Here is a 21078-nt window from a genome sequence, read left to right on the forward strand (position 1 = left end):
TGGCTTGGTTATTTTTGCAGTTGCTCGTGATGCCGGATCACTTCCGAGATCACGAAGTTCAGGAACTTGCGCGCGAAGGCCGGGTCGAGGTCGGCCTCACGCGCGAGCCGTTCGAGCCGCTCGATCTGGGCCGCCTCGCGCGCCGGGTCCGAGGGCGGCAGCGCGTGTTCGGCCTTGAGCCGGCCCACGCCCTGGGTGTGCTTGAACCGCTCGGCGAGGGTGAAGACGAGCACCGCGTCGAGCCGGTCGATCGAGGCGCGGTGCTCGGCGAGGATCGCCGCCGCCCGCACCGCCGGATCGGCCGAGGTGGCGTCTGCATCGGGGGCGATGTTCGTCTGAGGTTCATGCATCGTTCGTGCACCGTTCATGCGAATGCCGTTCATACGAGTCCGCCGTGGACGCCGCCGCAGCGACCGCGCCCATCGGATGCCGCCAGACCCCCAGCGCGCCACCGTCGGGGTGGGCGGGGGGCACCGCGGCGTCCGGGTCGCGGACCGCGCCCAGCCGCTCGGCCAGCGCGATCGAGCGGGCGTTCTCGAGGTCGATGTAACTGACCGAGGTCGCCCAGCCGAGATGGGTGCGGGCGTGGTCGCGGACCGCCGCCGCGGCCTCGGCCGCGAGCCCCTGCCCCTCATGGGCGTCGTCCCACAGCATCCAGCCGATCTCGTGCTCGGGCCAGGTGTCGGGGAACCACGGGCCGGCCATGCCGATGGCGCGCTCGGCGCCGGTGCGGCTGTCGCCCCGGACGATGGTGAAGGGGCCGAAGCCGCGCAGCACCCAGTGCCCGAGGATCGTGCCGAAGGCCCGCCACGCGCGCCCCGGCTCGGTCGTGCCGCCGACGAAGCGGGCCCGGTCCGAGCCGAGGAAGGCGCAGAACGGCGCCGCGTCCCACGGCTCGGGCGCGCGCAGGATCAGGCGCCTGGTGTGGATCACGGGGGTGCCGGTCAGGGTGACGGTCATGCCGTGCCCTCCGCGGGGTGGCGCCAGATGGTGCAGGGGGCGCCGCGCAGGGTGATCTCGCGCTCAGGCACCGCGCCCAGCCGCTCGGCCAGGCGGATCGAGCGGGTGTTGCCGGGGTCGATCAGCGAGATCGGCGCCGGGTGCCCCTGCCCGCGCCACCAGCGGCGGACGGCGAGCGCGGCCTCATGCGCCAGCCCGCGGCCCTCGAACCCGTCGAAGATGTGCCAGCCGAGTTCCGGCTCGGGCCAGTCGATGTGGTGGCCGATGCCGAGCCGCCCGGCGGTCGCGCCGGTCGCGCGGTCCTCGGCCGTCCACCAGCCGAAGCCGCGCAGCAGCCAGTGGCCGAGCATCCCGCGCAAGCCGTCCCACGCCGCGTAGGGCGCCGGGTTCGCCCCGCCGACGAAGCGCGCCCGGTCCGAGGCCGCGAAGGCGGCAAAGGCCGGCAGGTCGGCCATGCGCGGCTCGCGCAGGACCAGCCGCTCGGTCTCGATCACCGGAATCTCGACGGACAGCACCGGCATCACTTCTTCCCGAACAGCCCCGAAAGCCCGCCGGGCAGGTTCAGCCCGCCGAGCTGGCCGCCCAGACCCTTCTGGTCCTGCAGCATCTTCGTCGCCTCGGCCATCTTGGCCGGATCGACATCGGCCAGATCCGGCAGCCCGCCGCCCTTGCCGGACATGGCGCGCATCGCCTGCTTCAGCATCGCGCCCTTGCCCATCTTGGACACTTTCTTCATCGTGTCCGCCATCTGGCGCTGCATCTTCAGCAGCTTGTTCAGCTCGGCCACGTCCATCCCGGCACCCGCGGCGATCCGCTTCTTGCGCGACGCCTGCAGCAGGTCGGGGTTGGCACGCTCCTTCTTGGTCATCGAGTTGATGAGCGCGATCTGGCGGCGGATCATGGTGTCGTCGATGCCGGCGGCCTCGGCCTGCTTGGCCATCTTGCCCATGCCGGGCATCATGCCCATGATCGACTGCATCCCGCCCATCTTCTGCATCTGCTCAAGCTGCCCGCGCAGGTCGTTCATGTTGAACAGACCCTTGGCGAAGCGCTTCATCATCCGCTCGGCCTGCTCGATCTCGAGCGTCGCCTGGGCCTTTTCGACCAGCGCCACGATGTCGCCCATGCCGAGGATGCGGCCGGCCACGCGCTCGGCGTCGAACGCCTCGAGCGCGTCCATCTTCTCGCCCAGACCCACGAAGCGGATCGGCTTGCCGGTCACCGCGCGCATCGAGAGCGCCGCCCCGCCCCGCCCGTCGCCGTCCATCCGGGTCAGCACGACGCCCGAGACGCCGACCTTGGCGTCGAACTCGGTCGCCACGTTGACGGCGTCCTGGCCGGTCAGGCCGTCCACGACCAGCAGCGTCTCGCGCGGGGAGGTCACGTCGCGGACCTGCTGGACCTCGTCCATCAGCGCCTGGTCGATGTGCAGCCGGCCGGCTGTGTCGAGCATGTAGACGTCATAGCCGCCGAGCGAGGCCTGCTGCTTCGCGCGCCGGGCGATCTGGACCGCGCTCTCACCCTTGACGATGGGCAGGGTGTCGACGCCGATCTGGGTGCCGAGGATCGCGAGCTGCTCCATCGCCGCCGGGCGGTTGGTGTCGAGGCTGGCCATCAGCACGCGCTTCTTCTCACGCTCCTTCAGGCGGCGAGCGAGTTTCGCGGTGGTGGTGGTCTTGCCCGAGCCCTGCAGGCCGACCATCAGGATCGGCGCCGGGGGGTTGTCGATCCTGAGCGCGTCGGCCTCGCCCTCGCCCGAGAGCATGGCGATCAGCTCGTCGTGGACGATCTTGACGACCTGCTGGCCGGGGGTGATCGACTTGGTGACGGCCGAGCCGGTGGCCTTGGCGGTGACGGCGCGCACGAAGCTGCGCACCACGGGCAGCGAGACGTCGGCGTCGAGCAGCGCCTGGCGCACCTCGCGCATGGCGGCGGTGACGTCATCCTCGGTCAGCGCGCCCTGCTTGGTCAGGCGGTCGAAGACCCCGCCAAGGCGGTCGGACAGGTTCTCGAACATCGCGGGCCTCCGCAGCAAAACGACAGGACCCCCGTGGGCGCAACCGCGCTGACGGGGGGCGATCCCCGACCGGCGGGGACCGGAAGGACGTCCTTCCGGGAATCCGGGTGGACATTCCATCCCGGGCGGCGAGAGTCAAGCGCGCAAAGGAGACCGCCCCATGAGCCAGAACCCCGGCCTGAACCCCGCCCCGCCCGTCAGCCGCTTCACCGTCCCGAACCTGCGCGCCCTGCCCCCCGACATTCAGGAGATGATCCGCGCGGTGCAGGAAAAGTCGGGGTTCGTCCCCAACATCTTCCTGGCCCTCGCCCATCGCCCGGCCGAGTTCCGCGCCTTCTTCGCCTATCACGACGCGCTGATGGAGAAGGACGAGGGGCTCACGAAGGCCGAGCGCGAGATGATCGTGGTCGCCACGAGCGGGCTGAACCGCTGCCAGTATTGCGTCGTGGCGCACGGGGCGATCCTGCGGATCCGGGCCAAGGATCCGCTGATCGCCGACCAGCTGGCGATCAACTGGCGCAAGGCGAACCTGTCGGACCGGCACTGGGCGATGCTGCAATTCGCCGAGCTGGTGGCGATGGACGCCGATTCGATCACCGAGGACGACCATCTGGACATGGCCGAGGCGGGGTTCTCGGCCGACGAAATCTGGGACATCGGCGCGATCGCGGCGTTCTTCGGGATGTCGAACCGGCTGGTGAACATGGCCGAGATCCCGCCGAACGAAGAGTTCTACCTGATGGGCCGGGTGCCGAAGGGCGTTTGAGCCGCGGGCCGGGTGGGTTAACATTTCCGTGTTCAGGCTTTGGAGGAAGGAGCCGCGGAGATGAACGGGTGGAAACCTCTGGCCGTCGCGCTGGTGCTGGCCGTTGCCGCCGGCACCGGGGCGCCGGGCCCGGCGGCGGCGCAGGACAGGTCGGTGTTCGACGTGCTGCTGTCCTCGCCGCGCTACCGCAATTTCGTCAAGCTGGCGCAGGTGTCGGGCATGGACGTCACGCTGATGTCCAGGGACGACATCACCGTGCTGGTGCCCGCCGACCGGGCGCTGGCCGCGATGGGCGAAGGCAACCTGCGGGCGCTGATGCAGAGCCCGACGGCCGCGCGGCGGCTCGTCGGGTGCCACGTGATCGGGCAGGAGCTGCGGGCCGGCGACCTCTACAACCGCGCGGTCAAGAAGCGCGCCCCGGTGCAGGTGCGGACGCTCGGCGGCTGCCGGCTGAGCGTCACCGGCAAGGACGGCAAGCTGTTCGTGAACGGCCGGTCGGTCGTCAAGACGAACATCCCGGCCAGCAACGGGCTGGTGCAGGAACTGAACGGCGTCCTGCGCTGATCAGCCGCCGCGGGCGGTGTCGCGCAGCGCCCGCGCCTGCGCCGCCGCGCCCCGGATGGCGCTGGCGTAGGTCAGCACATCGATGGCGGTGGCGACGAAGCGCGCGCCCTCGGCGATGGCGCGGGCCGCGACGGCGGGCTCGGTCCAGATGATCCCCGGCGCCTTTCCCGCCGCGGCGATGCGGCCCAGCGCGTCGCGGATCGCCGCCCGCACCTCGGGGTGGTCCATCTCGCCCGGGTGGCCCATGTCGGCCGAGAGGTCCGCCGGGCCGATGAACACCCCGTCCACGCCCGGGGTCGCGGCGATCTCGTCCAGCGCCGCCAGCCCGGCGCGCGTCTCGACCTGCACCCCGAGCCAGATCTGGGCGTCCGCGGTCGCCATGTAGTCGGGGATCGCCGAAAACCCCGAGGCCCGGGCCAGCGCCGCCCCCACCCCGCGGTGGCCGTGCGGGGCGTAGCGGGTGGCGCGCACGAGGCGGGCGGCCTCGGCCGCGCTCTCGACGAAGGGGATCAGCAGCGACTGCACCCCGATGTCGAGCGCCTGCTTGATCGCCCAGTCCTCGCCCATCGGCAGTCGGACCACGGCGGGGGTGCCGGAGGCCTCGATCACCCTAAGTTGGGCCATGATCGAGCGGAGGTCGTTCGGCCCGTGCTCGCCATCGATGAGCAGCCAGTCGAACCCGGCGCTCGCGGTGATCTCGGCCGCGTAAGCGTCGGCAAAGGCGACCCACGCCCCGACCAGCACCTCGCCCGCGGCGAGGCGCGACTTGAAGCGGTTCTCGGGTGCGGGCATCGGCCTCTCCTCTCGCGGCGCGCCCCTTGGTGCCAAGGGCCGGGACGGGGCACAAGCGCCCGCCTCGGGCTGGACCCAAATATCCCCGCCGGAGGCTCCGGCAGCGCCCACAGGCACCGCCGGCTGGGTATCCGGGCCAGAAAGAAGCCGGGGGCGCGCGCCTCAGGCGGCGCGGTCGGCCGGATCGACGAGGGCCACGAGGTCCATCATGATCCGGTTCAGCTCGAAATCCTTGGGGGTATAGACGCGCGCGACGCCCATCGCGGTCAGGCGCTTGGCGTCTTCGTCGGGGATGATCCCGCCGACGGTCACCGGGATGTGCCCCAGCCCCGCCGCCCGCATCCGCGCCAGCACGTCCTCGACCAACGGCAGGTGGCTGCCCGAGAGGATCGAGAGGCCGACGACATGGGCCTCCTGCTCCTGCGCGGCGGCGACGATCTCGGCCGGGGTCAGGCGGATGCCGTCATAGGTGATGTCGATGCCGCAGTCCCGCGCGCGGAAGGCGATCTGCTCGGCGCCGTTGGAATGCCCGTCGAGCCCCGGCTTGCCGACCACGAACTTGAGCCGCCGCCCCAGCCGGGCACTGACCGCATCGACGGCCTCGCGGATCGGCTCGAGCCCCTCGGTGCGGTTGCTGGGCGAGGGCGAGACGCCCGTCGGCCCGCGGTATTCCCCGTGCACCTGCCGCATCACCCCCGCCCATTCGCCGGTGGTGGCCCCGGCGCGGGCCGCGGCGATCGAGGCCGGCATCACGTTGCGCCCGGCCGCGGCGTCGGCGCGCAGTTGCGCCAGCGCCGCCTCGACCGCGGCGGTGTCGCGGGAGGCGCGCCAGTCGTTCAGCCGGGCGATCTGGTCGGCCTCGACCGCCGGATCGACGACCATGATCCCGCCGTCGCCCGCGGTCAGCGGCGAGGGCTCGCCCTGCTGCCAGCGGTTGACGCCGACGACGACCGTCTCGCCGGCCTCGACCCGGTTCAGCCGGGCGGCGTTCGATTCGACCAGCCGCGCCTTCATGTAGTCGATGGCCGCGATCGCGCCGCCCATCTCATCCAGCAGCTTCAGCTCGGCCCGCGCGCCGTCCTTGAGCGCCTCGACCTTCTCGGCCACCGCCGGGTTGCCGTCGAAGAGGTCGCCGAACTCCAAGAGGTCGGTCTCGTAGGCCATGATCTGCTGCATCCGAAGCGACCACTGCTGGTCCCAGGGCCGCGGCAGCCCAAGCGCCTCGTTCCACGCCGGCAACTGCACGGCGCGGGCGCGGGCGTTCTTGCTGAGCGTCACCGCCAGCATCTCGATCAGGATGCGGTAGACGTTGTTTTCCGGCTGCTGCTCGGTCAGGCCGAGGCTGTTGACCTGCACCCCGTAGCGGAAGCGGCGGTATTTCTCGTCCTCGATGCCGTAGCGGTCGCGGGTGATCTCGTCCCAGAGCTCGGTGAAGGCGCGCATCTTGCAGAGCTCGGTGACGAAGCGGATGCCGGCGTTCACGAAGAAGCTGATCCGCCCGACCATCGCCGGGAAGTCCTCGGGCGCGACCTTGCCCTTGAGGTCGTCGAGCACCGCGATGCCGGTGGCAAGCGCGTAAGCGAGCTCCTGCTCGGGCGTCGCGCCGGCCTCCTGCAGGTGATAGGAACACACGTTCATCGGGTTCCATTTCGGCAGATGCGCCTGGGTGTAGGCGGCCACATCCGTGATCATGGCGAGGCTGGGCTTCGGCGGGCAGATATAGGTGCCGCGGCTCAGGTATTCCTTGACCAGGTCGTTCTGCACCGTGCCCTGCAGCGCCGCGATCTCGGCCCCCTGCTCTTCGGCCACCGCGATGTAGAGCGCAAGCAGCCACGGCGCGGTGGCGTTGATCGTCATCGAGGTGTTCATCTGCTCGAGCGGGATGGCGTCGAACAGCGCCCGCATGTCGCCCAAGTGACAGATCGGCACGCCGACCTTGCCGACCTCGCCGCGGGCCAGCACGTGGTCGCTGTCATAGCCGGTCTGGGTCGGCAGGTCGAAGGCGACCGAAAGGCCCGTCTGCCCCTTGGCGAGGTTCGTGCGGTAGAGGGCGTTCGACTTTTCCGCCGTCGAGTGGCCGGCATAGGTGCGGAACAGCCAGGGTTTGTCCTTGGTGGCCATGACGGGCGCCCTTCGCAAGATTCTTTCGGTTGGAGCCAGATAACGGTCAGATTGCTGCGCCGTCAATTCGCCGCAGCGCGGCGAAACGCAGCGGCGTCAACCTGACCTTAACCTGTGCTGGGCTAGAGAGGCATAGGCAGGCGAATCGGCGCGGTGACGGCACGGCGGATCGGACATATTGTTGCGTGACCCTACGGCGGTCCTATTGCAATGTTGCGCGGCGGCGAATACCGCTGGGCGCCAAGACCGCGGCGATTCTGCACTGCGGCACGACATGAGGAGATGCCCATGGCCCTGGACGCCCCCAGCCCGATCGCGCCCTATGATGCGCCGCAAAAGGATCTCTACGAGATCGGCGAGATGCCGCCGCTCGGCCATGTTCCGAAGCAGATGTACGCCTGGGCCATCCGCCGCGAGCGTCACGGCGAGCCCGACAAGTCCTTCCAGGTCGAGGTCGTGGACACGCCCGCGATCGACAGCCACGAGGTGCTCGTCCTCGTGATGGCGGCGGGCGTCAACTACAACGGCATCTGGGCCGGTCTCGGCCAGCCGATCAGCCCCTTCGACGGCCACAAGCAGCCCTATCACATCGCCGGCTCGGACGCCTCGGGGGTGATCTGGGCGGTGGGCGACAAGGTCCGCAACTGGAAGGTGGGCGACGAGGTCGTGATCCACTGCAACCAGGACGACGGCGACGACGAGGAGTGCAACGGCGGCGACCCGATGTATTCGCCGACCCAGCGGATCTGGGGCTACGAGACGCCCGACGGCTCGTTCGCGCAGTTCACCCGGGTGCAGGCCCAGCAGCTCATGCCGCGCCCGCGCCACCTGACGTGGGAGGAGAGCGCCTGCTACACGCTGACGCTCGCCACCGCCTACCGGATGCTCTTCGGGCACGAGCCGCATGAGCTGAAGCCGGGCATGAACGTGCTGGTGTGGGGCGCCTCGGGCGGGCTTGGGTCGTTCGCGATCCAGCTGATCAACGCGGCCGGCGCCAACGCCATCGGCGTGATCTCGGAAGAGGACAAGCGCGAGTTCGTCATGGGCCTTGGCGCCAAGGGCGTCATCAACCGCAAGGACTTCAACTGCTGGGGCGCGCTGCCCAAGGTCGGCAGCGAAGAGTACAAGCAGTGGTTCAACGAGGTCCGCAAGTTCGGCAAGGCGATCTGGGACATCACCGGCAAGGGCAACAACGTCGACATCGTGTTCGAGCACCCGGGCGAGGCGACCTTCCCGGTCTCGACCTTCGTCTGCAAGAAGGGCGGCATGGTGGTGATCTGCGCCGGCACCACCGGCTTCAACTGCACCTTCGACGTGCGCTACATGTGGATGCACCAGAAGCGCCTGCAGGGCTCGCACTTCGCGCATCTCAAGCAGGCGAGCGCGGCCAACAAGCTGATGCTCGAGCGCCGGATCGACCCCTGCATGAGCGAGGTCTTCCCCTGGGCCGAGATCCCCGACGCGCACACCAAGATGCTGCGCAACCAGCACAAGCCCGGCAACATGGCGGTGCTGGTGCAGGCGCCGGTGACCGGGCTCAGGACCGTCGAGGACGTGCTCGAGGCCGGGCCGACGAAGGGCTGAGCGGCGGTTTTCGGTGAAATGGGGAGAGGCCGGCGGTTCGCCGGCCTTTTCCATTTGGTAACGGTGGGCCTGGGTAACGCCGGTCAGGCGCGCCCTGCACGGCAAGCCGTTGGGGTAGCCGCCGCGCGGAGTCGGCTGAGCGCGCGGCGCGGCGCGTGCCTGCGCGAAGGACGGGCGGCGGGCGGCAGGGCTGAGCCTCGCGTGCGCCGTAATTCCCGGCAAGGGTTGGCGCGGCGCCAGCCTCCCTCCCGCCGCACCGCCTCGCGCGCGGCCCGGGGCTGCAGCTCAGAGGGTCTCGCCTGAGGGGGTCTCGCCCGAGGGGGCCTCGCCGGGGGGCTCACCGGCGGAAAGCCGATCGGGGTGACTAGCGGCGTGAACTGCTGGTCTGGGCGGCGCAGCTCGCCCCCCGGGCACGGCGTACACGGCGTGATGAGAGCCATTCCTCCGGCGTGGCGCCGGCGCGGCGCCAGTCTGCCGGCGAGGGAGGGACGCAGGCCGGGCGACGGCCGTATGAACCGCGCGGGCGCCGGGCCTCCCACCCGCCGCAAGCCATGGCGCCCCCAAGCCCCTGGCAGCTCCGCCGGACAGGCGCGGGGGCAGGGAAACGGTCGTCCTCTGCCCCCTCATAAGCCTGGCCGCGCCGTGCGTGGGCCGAACACAGGTAACGGGGTGGCAGAATCTTTGTGCGGGCTGCACAGGACCGAGCGGTACGACCGACAGACGGCGGGCACGCCGGGACGGGGGGCACATCTCGTGGCAGCAATCTGCGGCAGTCCCCGGGCAACACTAGACCCGTGAACCCGCGCGAACCACGAGGCGCAGGCCTAGGTCCGCCTCCCGGCCAGCCCCTCCGGCTCACACCACACGCGCACCCCCCGACCCGCTCACTCCCCCACTTTGTAGCTCTGCGGCGGCTGCGCGGTGTCCTTGAGCTGGCTCACATCCACCCCCGCCGTCTCCAGTGCCTTGACCGCCTCGGCGCGGGTCGCGGCATCAAGCTCTGGCGTGCGGGCCAGGATCCAGCCGATGTTCTCCTCGGGCGAGCGGACCGCCGCCCACTGGTACTTCCCGTCCACCACGTCACTCGCCGCGGCGACGGTGTAGTTCACCCCCTGGCTCATGTCCCCGACCGGGAACTGAACGTCGAGGGTGTTGAAGTTGCCGCCCACGACCGTGGCGGTGCCCTCGATCGTCGCCACCGCGCCGCCGGGGCCGTCGCAGCGGTTCGTCACCGTCACCTTCTCTCCCGCGAGCGCATAGGTGGCGGTCACACCGCCTGTGCACATCTCCTGGAACTTGGCCGGGGTGCGGGCGATCTCGTACCACGTGCCGACATAGGCCTCGGGGTCGATCTCGGTCTTCGCCACGGTGCCGGCATCCTGCGCAAACGCAGGCGTCAGGGTCAGCAGCGACACGGCGAGGGCTTGGGCGATCTTCATGACGGTCTCCTGTTCCGGGTTCGTGGCCCAACGCCCCCCTGCCCCCGACGTTCCCCTCTCGCCGCCCTAGCCGGGTTGCCGCGGCGGCCGGGCGGGCTAGAAGGGGACATGACCCCGCCCCCCGACCCGGACCCCGCCCCGGCCGCCACGCTGCCGGTTGCGCCCACCCTCTCACCCGATCAGGCGGACGCCTGGGACGCGCTGGCCGAGACGCTGGCCGCGGCGGGCGTGGACCTCGTGATCGAAGAGGTCAGGCCCGCGACCGAGGGCAAGGGCCGGGTGATGGCGGTGCTGGGCAAGGCCGGCTCGGGCAAGACGCTGCTGCTGGCCGAGCTGACGCGGGCGCTGGCGGCGGCGGGTGTGCAGGTGGTCAGCGGCGACTATGAGGGGCGCCGGCGCAAGGACGCGCGGACCGTCGCCGTGCTGGCCCCGACCAACAAGGCGGCCTTCGTGCTGCGCACCCGCGGCGTCCCCGCGACCACCATCCACCGCATCCTCTATACCCCCGTCTACGACCCGCAATACGAACGCCTCGCCGACTGGCTGGCCGGGACCGGTGAGCGCCCGGTGATCGAGGGGCTGAGCGAGCCGGCGCTCGACCGGGCGCTGGCGTTCTACCAGCAGCACGGCTCGATCCCCGGGGCGCTGGCGGCGGCGGGGCTGCGGGGGTCGGACTTCATCCAGGGGTGGAAGCGGCGCGAGGATGCGCTCGACATCGGGCTGATCGACGAATCCTCGATGCTCGACGAGCGCCAGTTCGACGACCTGCGCGAGATCTTTCCGGTGCTGGTGCTGTTCGGCGACCCCGCGCAGCTCGCCCCCGTCGGGCAGTCGGGCGAGATGGTCTTCGACCGCCTCGCCGCGCCGCAGAAGCTGATCCTGCACCGCATCCACCGGCAGGCCGACGACAGCCCGATCCTCGACCTCGCCCATGCGCTCGGCGACCCCGAGGTGGATTTTCCCGCCTTCGAGCGGCTGGTGCGCGAGGCCGCCGCCGGCGACCCGAGGGTGATCTGGGCCGAGCGGGTGGAAAGCGACCTGATGGCGCGCAGCCCGGTGCTGGTCTGGCGCAACGCCACGCGGGTGCGGCTGATCTCGGCCTTCCGCGCCGCCCACGGGGCGCCGGGGGACGCGCTGTTGCCGGGTGAGCCCTTGATCTGCGACGGGATCGAGCTGCCGCTGAAGCACCGCAAGAAGCGCATCGACCTCGAGGCGCGGGGGCTCATCAAGGGCGCGCAGGTGGTCTATCTCGGCCCCGGCCGCAAGCCCGGCTTCTCGCGGCTGCACGTGATCGGTGCGCCCGAGCCGCGGCTGTCGGCGGCCAGCATCGTCAAGATCGAGACGCCGGACGTCGAGGAACCCTTCATCCCCTTCGCCGCCCGGATGGGGGCGGCGTTCCTGCACGGGGCGGCGGTGACGATCCACAAGGCGCAGGGCTCGCAATGGCCCGATGTGCAGGTCTTCGCCCCCGATATCTCGGCTGCCGCCTGGTCGAACCGGACCGAGGCCGGGCTGCCCTTGTGGAAGCGCCTCGCCTATGTGGCGATCACCCGCGCGCAGGAGCGGCTCTACTGGGTGACGCGGGCGCGGCTCGCACGGCCGCAGACGGGGCTGTCGGTGGACGATCTCGCCGCCGAAACCGCGCCGCTGTCGCTCGAGGCCGAGGCCGAGGCGGACTGAGTTCTTCCTTGCCCAAATATCCCGGGGGACGCGCCAACGGCGCGGGGGGCAGCGCCCCCAGCCTCACTGCCCCCAGCGTCAGCGCCCCGAGGCGCGGCGGGCGTGCCGGACGATGTCGGCGTCCTGCAACTGCTCGATCCGCAGCCGCAGCGCCTCGGTCAGCGCTTCGCGCGGTAGCCGCGTCTCACGCGCCAGCCGCAGCACGCCGAAATGGACCCGCGCGATCTCCTGATAATAGCGCGTGAAGGTATAGTTGATCGACGCCCCGGCGAGCGCCCCGAAGACCGGCGTCGCCTGCGCCGCGAGCTTCTGACCCAGCACCGCGGCAAAGCGGGGCGCGATGCGGGCGATCAGCGTCTGCACCGTCTGGCCGGTGACCGACAGCCGCGCGGCCAGCAGCCCGAGGTCGGTGCCGTCGTCGTCCGACATCGGCCCCGCGGCGGCAAAGACCCGCAGCGCCTCGGACCGGACCTCTTCGCTGGAGGTGTCGAAGCCGTGCTCTTCGGCGATGTCGAGGATGGCGCGCAGCAGCATCGTCACCGTCACCGGCAGCTCGACCATCGCCCCCGGCAGCCCCGCGACCCCGCCCGCTGCGCCCGAGACGGTCGAGGCGAGGCGGTTGAACCAGTCGCCGCGGTCGCGGACGTAGTTGCGCGACCGGCTGGCCGCCCCGAAGGCTCCGTTCAGCGCCCCCAGCGCGATGTCGTCCAGCCGCCCGCGCACGAAGCCCGGCAGCCGCTCGATCAGCCCCTGGGCGCTACCGCCGATGCGGGCGAGGATGTCCATGCCCATCCCGCCGGCATCGACGTAGCGCCGCGCCAGCTTGTCGATCTGGACGTGGACCGACGGGTCGTCGATCGGCGGCAGGACGGCCTGGCGGCGGGATACGGAGCTTGCGGGCATTGTGTCTCTCTCCTCGGGCGGTCGGTCTGGCGGTGGTGTCAGGCTGAGCGGGCAGAGCGCGCGGCCCCCGCCGGGGTGGCGTGGGAGGCCTCGGGGGCCTCGACCTCGACGCAGGACGAACGCATCTCGGGTGTGTCCTCGATCTCGGCCAGCCCGGCCAGCACGTCGGGCCGGGTTTCGCGCGTCACCGCGCCCGCGACCCCAACCCAGGCGCCGGGGCGAAGTTCCAGACCCAGCACCCGGTCGGGGTTGGTGGGCGGCGGCATCTCCACCCCGGTGAGCTTGGCAAAGCCGAAGCGCTGGTAATAGGGCGCGTCGCCCACGAGCATCACCCGCCCCCAGCCCATCGCGCGGGCGCGGGCGAGGCTCTCGCGCATCAGAAGCCCGCCCAGCCCCTCGCCCTGCGCGGTCGGGTGCACCGCCACCGGGCCGAGCAGCAGGACCGAGCGCCCGCCGACCCGCACCGGCCAATAGCGGATCGCCGCCACCAGCGTGTCGTCGCTGCGCAGGGTGAGGCAGAGTTCGGGCACCGGCGGCACCCCGTCGCGCAGGCGATAGGAGGAGAGCGCCGTGCGCCCCGGCGCGAAACACAGGTCGAGCAGCGCTTCGACCTCGGGCGCGTCGGCATCGGTTTCGGGGCAGAGGTCATACATCGGCAACGGCCCTCGGCAGGGAGGAGGGGACGGCAGGCGCCGCACCGCCGCGGGTTAACATCCACAGCCGCGGCTTTGAACGGCAAAACTGCGTGTGCGGGATGAGGGGGCGCGGTGCGGCGGGTTGGGGGCGCGCGGTGCGGCGCTGTCGGCTGGAGCGCTCGGCGGGTTGCCATGCGATGAGGGCGAGAGTGCCCTGGGGGTTGGGCGCAGGGGCGGGGTCAGGCGGATGGCGAGCTGACGCGCGGCGGTTGGGGGCGGTGCGAACGGCGGCGCGGGGCGGGTTGCGACAGCGTGGCCGCGGGTTCCAACGCACTCCGGCTTGCGGCGCGGGGGCGGGCCGGGCAGGATGCCGCCGGCCGGGCTGACCCAAGGGCCGGGCTGGACGCGGGCGGCCGGTGCACGGCCCCCTGCCCCCACGCACCGCCCTGCCGCCGACCCCGCCCCACCACCCGAACCGAGGAGGCCCTGCCGATGTTCGACCGCCCCGAGGCCGGCCACGGCCTGCCCCACAACCCGTGGAACGCCATCGTCGCCCCGCGCCCGATCGGCTGGATTTCGTCCCGCGGGCGGCTGGGCGACAACCTCGCGCCCTATTCCTTCTTCAACGCCACCGCCTATGTGCCGCCGCAGGTGATGTTCGCCTCGACCGGGGCGAAGCCCGACCGGCCGGGGACCAAGGACACCGTGGCGCAGGTCGCGGAATCGCGGGTCTTCTGCATCAACATCGCCGATGGGGCGCTGGCGCAGGCGATGAACGCCTCGACCTCGGCGCAGCCGGCGGGGGTCAGCGAGTTCGACCTCGCCGGGGTCACGGCGCTGCCGTGCGAGACGATCGACTGCGCGCGGGTGGCCGAGGCGGCGGCCTCGATCGAGTGCCGCGCGACGCGGATCATCCGCCAGGCCGGCGAGGCCAACCACGTCGTGCTGGGGGTGGTGACCGGGGTCCACATCCGCCCCGATTGCCTGAGGAACGGGATCTTCCGTCCGGCGACAGGGTGGCTCGCGCGGCTGGGCCACAACGATTATTGCGTGGTCACCGACACCTTCTCGATGGACCGCCCCGCATGACCTCTCTGCGCCCGCAAAAGACCGTCAAGGACTACATCCGCAGCATCGTCGATTTCCCGGTCGAGGGGATCGTGTTCCGCGACGTGACCACGCTGTTCGCCGACGCGCGCGGGTTCCGCATGGCGGTGGACCAGCTGCTCTCGCCCTATGCGGGGGTGCCGATCGACAAGGTCGTGGGGCTCGAGGCGCGGGGCTTCATCCTCGGCGGCGCGGTGGCGCATCAGCTCACCACCGGCTTCGTGCCGATCCGCAAGAAGGGCAAGCTGCCCGGCACGGTGATCAGCCAGGCCTATCAGCTCGAATACGGCGAGGCGGTGATGGAGATCCACGACGACGCGCTCAAGCCCGGCGAGCGGGTGCTGATCGTCGACGACCTGCTGGCGACCGGCGGCACGGCGCAGGCCGCGATCGACCTCTGCCGCCGGCTCGGGGCCGAGGTGGTGGGCGCGGCCTTCGTGATCGACCTGCCCGAGCTCGGCGGTCGCGCGGTGGTCGAGGCGGCGGGGGTCGAGGTCCACGCCCTGACCGAGTTCGACGGCCACTAGCCCGCGGCGGCGTGGCCGGGCATCCCGGGCAGCGGGAAGATGCGGTCGTAGGCCCAGTTGAACAGGTAGCCGTAGACCACGTAGAAGCCCGCCACCCCGAGGTCGAAGAGGAAGGCGTGCCACAGGCTGATGCCGAGCACCCAGGCCACGAAGGGCAGCAGGATCACCAGAAGCCCCGCCTCGAACAGCACCGCGTGCAGCGCGCGGACCGGGTGCGTCTTGACCACGCTGCCGCGCAGGCGCCGCAGCGCGTGGTCGAAGCCGAGGTTGTAGAGATAGTTCCAGATCGTCGCCACGACCGACGAAACGACCCCCACCACGCCGAGCGCGCCGAGGTCGAACCCGGTGATCAGCCAGCCGCCGCCGATCAGGAACACCAGCCCGACGATCTCGAACAGCACCGCGTGGCGGATGCGGTCGGGGGTGGTGCGCATGACGGGCGCGGGGGCGGTGGCGGGGGACACGGGGGAATCGAGGCTGGGCACGGCAGGCGCTCCGTCTGTCAGGCGGGTCGTCCCGGCAATCGCGGCCCGGTTCGGGCAACAGGTCGTCCTGTCGCGGCCCGGATACCGGCCCCTGCGCCCCGGTTCAACCCAGCACCGCGCCGGGGTTCATGATCCCCGGCGGGTCGAGCGCCGCCTTGATCGCCCGCATCGCGGCCAGCCGCGCCGGATCGCCCCAGCGCGCCAGATCGGCGGTCTTGAGGCGGCCCACCCCGTGCTCGGCCGAGAACGAGCCCTCGCGCGCGACGACCATCGCGTGCACGGCCTCCTGAATGCGGGGGCGCAGCGCGTCGTAGTCGTCGCGCCGGCGGCCGGGGGCGGGAAAGACGTTGTAATGCAGGTTGCCGTCGCCGAGATGGCCGAAGGCGTTGATCCGCATGTCGCCCATCGCGGCCAGCATGGCGCCGGCATCGTCGAGGAACCGCGGGATCTCGGACAGCGGCAGGCTGATGTCGTGCGACGAGATCGAACCGATCCGCCGGTTGGCCTCGGGCAGATGCTCGCGCAGGGACCAGAACTCGGCCGCCTGCGCGCCGGTCTGGGCGAGCGCGCCGTCGGTGACGAGCCCGGCCTCCATCGCGTCCGCGAGCAGCCCCTCGAGCGCCGCGTCGGGGTCGAGGCCCTGCGGCAGCGACAGTTCCAGCAGCACCGACCACGGGGCGCCGGGCAGCGGCTGGCGGATGGCGGGCAGCACCTCGGCCAAGAAGGCGAGCCCCTGCCCCGCGATCAGCTCGAACGCGGTGACGCAGCCGCTGAGCCGGCCCTGCGCCAGCGCGAGCAACTGCAGCGCCTCGGCCGGGCCGGGCACGGCGAGCATCGCCGTCGCCACGCCGGCGGGCACCGGCGCCAGCCGCAGGCTCGCGGCGGTGATGATGCCCAGCGTGCCCTCGGCCCCGATCAAAAGGTCGCGCAGGGCGTAGCCGGTGTTGTCCTTCCTGAGCCGCTTGAGGTCGTGCAGGATCGACCCGTCCGGCAGCACCGCCTCGATCCCGAGGCAGAGCGCGCGGGCGTTGCCCCAGCGCAAGACGGCCGTGCCGCCGGCGTTGGCGGCCAGCACGCCGCCCAGTTGCGCCGTCCCCTGGCTCGCCAGCGCCAGCGGGAACATCCGCCCGGCGGCGCGGGCGGCCTCCTGCACCGCGGCGAGGGTCAGGCCGGCCTCGGCCACCAGCACATCCTCGGCGGGCCAGACGGCGCGGACGGCGGCCATGCGCTCGAGCGACAGGATCAGGGGCGCGGGGCCGTCCGGCATGACCGAGCCGCCCACGAGCCCGGTCCCGCCGCCGCGCGGCACGATGCCGACGCGGGCGGCGGCGCAGGCGCGCACCACGGCCGCGACCTCCTCGACCGTGCGGGGGGCGGCGACCAGCCCGCCGCGGCCGAGATAGCGCCCGCGCGGGTCGTCGAGATAGCGGTCCTCGACCGGGCGCAGCACCCCGGGGGGCAGGGTCGCGGCCAGGCGGTCGTCGGCGGGCTCTCGCGTCATGTCATCCTGCCCAAATCTCCCGGCAACCGTCCGGGGCAGCGCCCACGGCCCCCTACCGGACCTCGGTCCGGCCGCGCCGGTCGCCGCGCAGGTTGGCGTAGAGGACGTGATTCCGCCAGCGCCCGTTGATCTGCAGATAGGACTGCGCGACGCCCTCGTACTTGAAGCCCGAGTGCTCGAGCAGCCCGCGGCTCGCGGCGTTCTCGGGCAGGCAGGCGGCCTCGATCCGGCTCAGGTCCAGCGTGCCGAAGGCGTGGCCCACGACCGCCGCCAGCGCCTCGCGCATGTAGCCCTGGCGCGCGAACGGGGCGCCGACCCAGTAGCCGAGCGTCCCCATCTGCGCCGGGCCGCGGCGGATGTTGTCGAGCGTCACGGCGCCCACCAGCACCCCGTCGTGGCGGACGAGGAACAGCGGCAGCGCGGTGCCGCCGCGGCTCGCGCGCGCGGCCCAGTAGACGCGGTTGACGAAGGCGCGGCGCGACAGGTGGCCCTCGTGCCACGCCGGCTCCCACGGGGTCAGGAAGCTGCGGCTTTCGGCCCGCAGCCGCGACCACGCCGGGAAATCGCCATGCGCGGGCAGGCGCAGCACCAGCCGTTCGGTCTCGAGCCGCGGCGCGGGGCTGCGGCGCAGGAACATCAGGCGGCGAGCCGCTCGGCCAGCGCCTCGCGCGAGGGGCCGCGGCGCACGGGGCCATAGAGCGCCAGCGCCGGGCGGGCCGCGGCGATCAGCCCGGCCGCGTGGTCGCGGACCTCGGCGGCGGTCACCGCGTCAATGCGCTGCGCCACCTCTTCGGCATCCGGCACCCGGCCCCAGATCGCCAGCGCCCGGGCGATGCGCTCGGCCTGCCCCGAGGGGCTTTCCAGCCCCATCAGCAGCCCGGCCTTGAGCTGGGCCTTGGCGCGCGCGACCTCGGCCTCGGTCATCTCATCAGCCGAGCGGCGGATCTCGTCGATGGTCAGATGCGCGAGGTCGGCCAACTGCTCACCCGAGGTGCCGGCGTAGACGGTCACCATGCCGGTGTCGTCGTGGAAGCCGGACTGGGCGAAGATCGTGTAGCAGAGCCCGCGTTCCTCGCGGATGCGCTGGAAGAGGCGCGAGGACATCCCGCCCCCGAGCGCCGAGGTCCAGATCTGCGCCGCGTAGAAATCGGGGGCAAGGTAGCCCGGCCCCTCGAACGCCAGCGCGAAATGCGCCTGCTCAAGCCGCTTGACGCGCCGCGCCTCGGTGCCCTGCCAGCGGGCCGGCTCGCGCCCCGGATCGGTGACGGGGGCGAGGTGGCCGAAGATCACCTCGGCCTGCCGGGCCAGCGTGTCGTGATCGACGGCGCCCGCGGCGGCCACGATCATCTGGCCGGGACCGTAATGCTCGCGCACGAAGCCCGCGAGGTCGTCGCGCGAGAAGCCCGAGACCCGCTCGGCCGGGCCGAGGATGGTCCGGCCCATCGCCTGCCCGGGATAGGCGGCCTCTTGCAGCCAGTCGAAGATCACGTCGTCGGGCGTGTCGAGGCTCTGGCCGATCTCTTGCAGGATCACCCCGCGCTCGACCTCGATCTCGCGCCCGTCGAAGGCGGGGTTCAGCACGATGTCGCCCAGCACGTCGAGCGCCAGCGGCACGTCGCCCGCCAGCACGCGGGCGTAATAGGCGGTGGTGTCGCGCGAGGTATAGGCGTTGATGTAGCCGCCCACGTCCTCGATCGCCTCGGCGATCTGCAGGGCCGAGCGCCGGGCCGTGCCCTTGAAGGCCATGTGCTCGAGGAAATGGGCGATGCCGTTCTGCTCGGCGCGCTCGTCGCGCCCGCCGGCGGTGACCCAGACGCCGACCGAGGCCGAGTGCAGCCCCTCCATCCGGCGGGTGGCGATGCGAAGACCGTTGGTCAGGGTGGTGATGCGAATGTCGCTCAAGCCGTTCTCCGTTCAAGGATCAGCGACTTAAGCGCGGCGTTGTCGTTTTCAACCCGGGTGACCCGCTCGGGCAGGTCCATCAGCCGCGCCATGTGCGGCGGCAGCGGGGGCCTGAGGCCGATCGCCTGCTCGACGGCGTCGGGGAACTTGGCCGGGTGGGCGGTGGCGAGCGTGATCATGGGCGTGCCGGCCACGCGGTGATCGTCGGCGACCTTGATGCCCACGGCCGTGTGGGGGCAGACGATCTCGCCCGTCTCGGCCCGGACGCGGGCGATGGTGGCGAGCGTCTCGGGCTCGGACACCCGGCCCGAGTCGTAGATCTCGGCCAGATGCTCGCGCGCGCCCTGGCTGATGGCGAAGCCGCCCTGCCCGGACAGCTCGGCCATGAGCTGCGCCACCGCCGCCCCGTCGCCGTCATAGGCGCCGAAGAGCGCGCGCTCGAAGTTGGAACTGACCTGGATGTCCATCGAGGGCGAGATCGACGGCTCGACCCGGCCCACGCGATAGTCGCCCGAGGTCAGCGCGCGGTTGAGGATGTCGTTCTGGTTCGTGGCCACCACCAGCCGCTCGACCGGCAGCCCCATCGCGCGGGCGATCGAGCCCGCGTAGATGTCGCCGAAATTGCCGGTCGGCACGGTGAAGCTGACCTTGCGGTGCGGCGCGCCGAGGCTGACTGCGGCGGTGAAGTAATAGACGACCTGCGCCAGCACCCGCGCCCAGTTGATCGAGTTGACGCCGGCGAGCCCCACGCCGTCGCGGAAATCATGGTCGTTGAACAGGTCCTTTAGCCGCGCCTGCGCGTCGTCGAAGGTGCCGTCGATGGCGAGCGCATGGACGTTGGCATCGTCGGGCGTGGTCATCTGCCGGCGCTGCACCGCGCTGACGCGACCGTGCGGGTAGAGGATGAACACGTCCACGTTGGGCAGGCCGCGGAACGCCTCGATCGCGGCCGAGCCGGTGTCTCCGCTCGTCGCGCCGACGATGGTGATCCGCCGCCCCTCGCGCGCCAGCGCGATCTGGAACAGCTGCCCGATCAGCTGCATGGCGAAGTCCTTGAAGGCCAGCGTCGGCCCGTGGAACAGCTCGAGCAGGTGATGGCCGGGGGCGAGTTGCACCAAGGGCGCGCGGGCGGCGTGGCCGAAGCCCTGATAGGCGCGGCGGATCGCCTCGCGCAGTTCGGTTTCGGAAAAGCTTTCCGCGACGAAGGGCTGGACGATGCGGAAGGCGGCCTCCTCGTAGCTGACCCCCTCGAGCGCGGCGATGGCGGCGGCGTCCATCTGGGGCACCGTCTCGGGGACATACAGGCCGCCGTCGCGGGCGAGCCCGGTCAGCATCGTCTCGGCAAAGGGCAAGGCGGGGGCCTGCCCGCGGGTGGAGATATAGCGCATCAGTCCCCTCGGGTTATCGGGCGCCGGATACGCCAGACCAGCGCGATTGTCATCCCGAGACAGATCGCCGCAAAGGAAAACCACTGGATCGCGTAGCTCAGGTGGTTGTTCGGAATCTCGGTGATGTCGAGCGGCATGGGCATCACCCCCTGCGCGTCGCCGCGCACGGCTGCGGCCACGATCAGCACCGGCTCGGTCCCCAGATGCGCGGCCATGCGCGGCACCTCGCGCGCGAACCAGATCCCGGCCTTGAGGTCCGGCTCGGGCGTGGCCGAGCCCTTTTCGTCCGGCCAGTGCAGGTTGCCCGCCACCGTCAGCGCCACCGGCGGGCGGGGCTTTCGGCGGTCGTCCTGCGGGATGAAGCCGCGGTCCACCATGATCCGCCGCCCGTCCGCGGTCTGGAACGCCGAGACGACGTTGTAGCCGCCGCCGAGGTCGCGGGTGCCCGAGAGCACGAGGATTTCATCGCCCGTAGTGGTGCCGTCCACATAGACGGGGCGGTATTTCATCGACGGGTCCACGGCGGCCGGCAGCGGCACCGGCGTCTGCTCGATCCCCCGCTGGATGGTGGCGAGCTGGTCGTTCTTCCACGCCATGCGCTGCATCTGCCAGACCCCGAGGCTGGCGAGCACGCCGGTCACGATCAGACCGAGGATCAGGGGCAGCAGCCAGCGGCGCATGGGCTCAGGGTCCGGGTGGCGGCAAAG

At 71.6% G+C, this 21078-nt stretch carries 20 protein-coding genes and 1 pseudogene; 6 read left to right on the forward strand and 15 right to left on the reverse strand.

Annotation, left to right across the window (positions count from 1 at the left end):
* Positions 1 to 8: 8 nt before the first annotated feature.
* The 4 genes from BLW17_RS02725 to ffh are packed head-to-tail and all read right to left on the reverse strand — an operon-like array spanning position 9 to position 2977.
* Positions 9 to 350 carry a chorismate mutase gene (locus BLW17_RS02725; protein WP_052171833.1) on the reverse strand — a complete coding sequence of 114 codons (342 nt, stop codon included), beginning with the start codon at positions 348 to 350 and terminating at the stop codon, positions 9 to 11.
* The gene (locus tag BLW17_RS02730; RefSeq protein WP_052174745.1) at positions 343 to 960 is read right to left on the reverse strand and encodes a GNAT family N-acetyltransferase; all 618 of its coding nucleotides are present in this window, start codon (positions 958 to 960) and stop codon (positions 343 to 345) included. The genes BLW17_RS02725 and BLW17_RS02730 overlap by 8 nt, the downstream gene beginning before the upstream one ends.
* Positions 957 to 1481, reverse strand: coding sequence for a GNAT family N-acetyltransferase (locus BLW17_RS02735; RefSeq protein ID WP_036734668.1), 525 nt, complete (start codon positions 1479 to 1481; stop codon positions 957 to 959). The genes BLW17_RS02730 and BLW17_RS02735 overlap by 4 nt, the downstream gene beginning before the upstream one ends.
* Positions 1481 to 2977, reverse strand: a complete 1497-nt coding sequence (ffh, locus tag BLW17_RS02740) for a signal recognition particle protein (protein WP_036702793.1) — start codon at positions 2975 to 2977, stop codon at positions 1481 to 1483. Before ffh ends, BLW17_RS02735 begins: the two co-directional genes overlap by 1 nt.
* Before the next feature lie 160 nt (positions 2978 to 3137).
* On the opposite strand from ffh, the gene BLW17_RS02745 reads away from it, so the two are divergent.
* Positions 3138 to 3743 (forward strand): peroxidase-related enzyme, encoded by a 606-nt coding sequence (locus BLW17_RS02745; RefSeq protein WP_036734666.1) that lies wholly within the window; start codon positions 3138 to 3140, stop codon positions 3741 to 3743.
* Positions 3744 to 3803: 60 nt separating this feature from the next.
* On the forward strand, positions 3804 to 4307 hold the full coding sequence (locus BLW17_RS02750; RefSeq protein ID WP_036734664.1) for a fasciclin domain-containing protein: 504 nt from the start codon (positions 3804 to 3806) through the stop codon (positions 4305 to 4307).
* On the opposite strand, the gene BLW17_RS02755 is transcribed toward BLW17_RS02750, so the two are convergent.
* On the reverse strand, positions 4308 to 5099 hold the full coding sequence (locus BLW17_RS02755; protein WP_036734662.1) for an HpcH/HpaI aldolase family protein: 792 nt from the start codon (positions 5097 to 5099) through the stop codon (positions 4308 to 4310).
* A 162-nt stretch (positions 5100 to 5261) separates the two neighbouring features.
* Entirely contained in the window at positions 5262 to 7220 is a 1959-nt protein-coding gene (locus tag BLW17_RS02760; RefSeq protein WP_036734659.1) for a protein meaA, read from the reverse strand.
* Between the two features lie 288 nt (positions 7221 to 7508).
* On the opposite strand from BLW17_RS02760, the gene ccrA reads away from it, so the two are divergent.
* Positions 7509 to 8804, forward strand: coding sequence for a crotonyl-CoA carboxylase/reductase (ccrA, locus tag BLW17_RS02765; RefSeq protein WP_036702800.1), 1296 nt, complete (start codon positions 7509 to 7511; stop codon positions 8802 to 8804).
* Between the two features lie 884 nt (positions 8805 to 9688).
* Here the strand turns inward: ccrA and BLW17_RS02770 are convergent.
* Positions 9689 to 10243, reverse strand: coding sequence for a lipocalin family protein (locus BLW17_RS02770; RefSeq protein WP_052176489.1), 555 nt, complete (start codon positions 10241 to 10243; stop codon positions 9689 to 9691).
* A gap of 108 nt (positions 10244 to 10351) precedes the next feature.
* Between BLW17_RS02770 and BLW17_RS02775 the strand changes: the two genes are divergently transcribed.
* Complete coding sequence (locus tag BLW17_RS02775) at positions 10352 to 11923, forward strand: ATP-dependent DNA helicase (RefSeq protein WP_074826041.1); 1572 nt, start codon at positions 10352 to 10354, stop codon at positions 11921 to 11923.
* Between the two features lie 78 nt (positions 11924 to 12001).
* Here BLW17_RS02775 and BLW17_RS02780 read toward each other — a convergent pair whose 3' ends face one another.
* Together BLW17_RS02780 and BLW17_RS02785 are read right to left on the reverse strand one after the other, a co-directional pair.
* Complete coding sequence (locus BLW17_RS02780) at positions 12002 to 12826, reverse strand: EcsC family protein (RefSeq protein WP_081969278.1); 825 nt, start codon at positions 12824 to 12826, stop codon at positions 12002 to 12004.
* Between the two features lie 179 nt (positions 12827 to 13005).
* Positions 13006 to 13479 (reverse strand): annotated as a pseudogene (locus tag BLW17_RS02785) (GNAT family N-acetyltransferase); the annotation flags it as partial.
* 474 nt (positions 13480 to 13953) lie between these two features.
* On the opposite strand from BLW17_RS02785, the gene BLW17_RS02790 reads away from it, so the two are divergent.
* Together BLW17_RS02790 and BLW17_RS02795 are read left to right on the forward strand one after the other, a co-directional pair.
* On the forward strand, positions 13954 to 14550 hold the full coding sequence (locus tag BLW17_RS02790) for a flavin reductase family protein (protein ID WP_036737059.1): 597 nt from the start codon (positions 13954 to 13956) through the stop codon (positions 14548 to 14550).
* Entirely contained in the window at positions 14547 to 15095 is a 549-nt protein-coding gene (locus BLW17_RS02795; protein WP_036703864.1) for an adenine phosphoribosyltransferase, read from the forward strand. Before BLW17_RS02790 ends, BLW17_RS02795 begins: the two co-directional genes overlap by 4 nt.
* Here the strand turns inward: BLW17_RS02795 and BLW17_RS02800 are convergent.
* The 6 genes from BLW17_RS02800 to BLW17_RS02825 all read right to left on the reverse strand — a co-directional run bounded on the left by BLW17_RS02800 (position 15092) and on the right by BLW17_RS02825 (position 21051).
* Positions 15092 to 15559, reverse strand: coding sequence for a PACE efflux transporter (locus BLW17_RS02800; protein ID WP_342027519.1), 468 nt, complete (start codon positions 15557 to 15559; stop codon positions 15092 to 15094). The genes BLW17_RS02795 and BLW17_RS02800 overlap by 4 nt on opposite strands.
* 124 nt (positions 15560 to 15683) lie before the next feature.
* Positions 15684 to 17081: an FAD-binding oxidoreductase gene (locus BLW17_RS02805; protein WP_036735473.1), complete on the reverse strand. Its 1398-nt coding sequence runs from the start codon at positions 17079 to 17081 to the stop codon at positions 15684 to 15686.
* Positions 17082 to 17133: 52 nt separating this feature from the next.
* Positions 17134 to 17718, reverse strand: coding sequence for a GNAT family N-acetyltransferase (locus BLW17_RS02810; RefSeq protein ID WP_036703866.1), 585 nt, complete (start codon positions 17716 to 17718; stop codon positions 17134 to 17136).
* Positions 17718 to 18983, reverse strand: a complete 1266-nt coding sequence (locus BLW17_RS02815; RefSeq protein WP_036735475.1) for a M16 family metallopeptidase — start codon at positions 18981 to 18983, stop codon at positions 17718 to 17720. Before BLW17_RS02815 ends, BLW17_RS02810 begins: the two co-directional genes overlap by 1 nt.
* The gene (gene thrC, locus BLW17_RS02820) at positions 18980 to 20371 is read right to left on the reverse strand and encodes a threonine synthase (RefSeq protein ID WP_036735478.1); all 1392 of its coding nucleotides are present in this window, start codon (positions 20369 to 20371) and stop codon (positions 18980 to 18982) included. The genes BLW17_RS02815 and thrC overlap by 4 nt, the downstream gene beginning before the upstream one ends.
* On the reverse strand, positions 20371 to 21051 hold the full coding sequence (locus BLW17_RS02825; RefSeq protein WP_036735480.1) for an SURF1 family protein: 681 nt from the start codon (positions 21049 to 21051) through the stop codon (positions 20371 to 20373). Before BLW17_RS02825 ends, thrC begins: the two co-directional genes overlap by 1 nt.
* Positions 21052 to 21078: the final 27 nt, after the last annotated feature.

The sequence above is a fragment of the Paracoccus sanguinis genome (genome assembly GCF_900106665.1).
GTDB classification, from domain to species: Bacteria; Pseudomonadota; Alphaproteobacteria; order Rhodobacterales; family Rhodobacteraceae; genus Paracoccus; species Paracoccus panacisoli.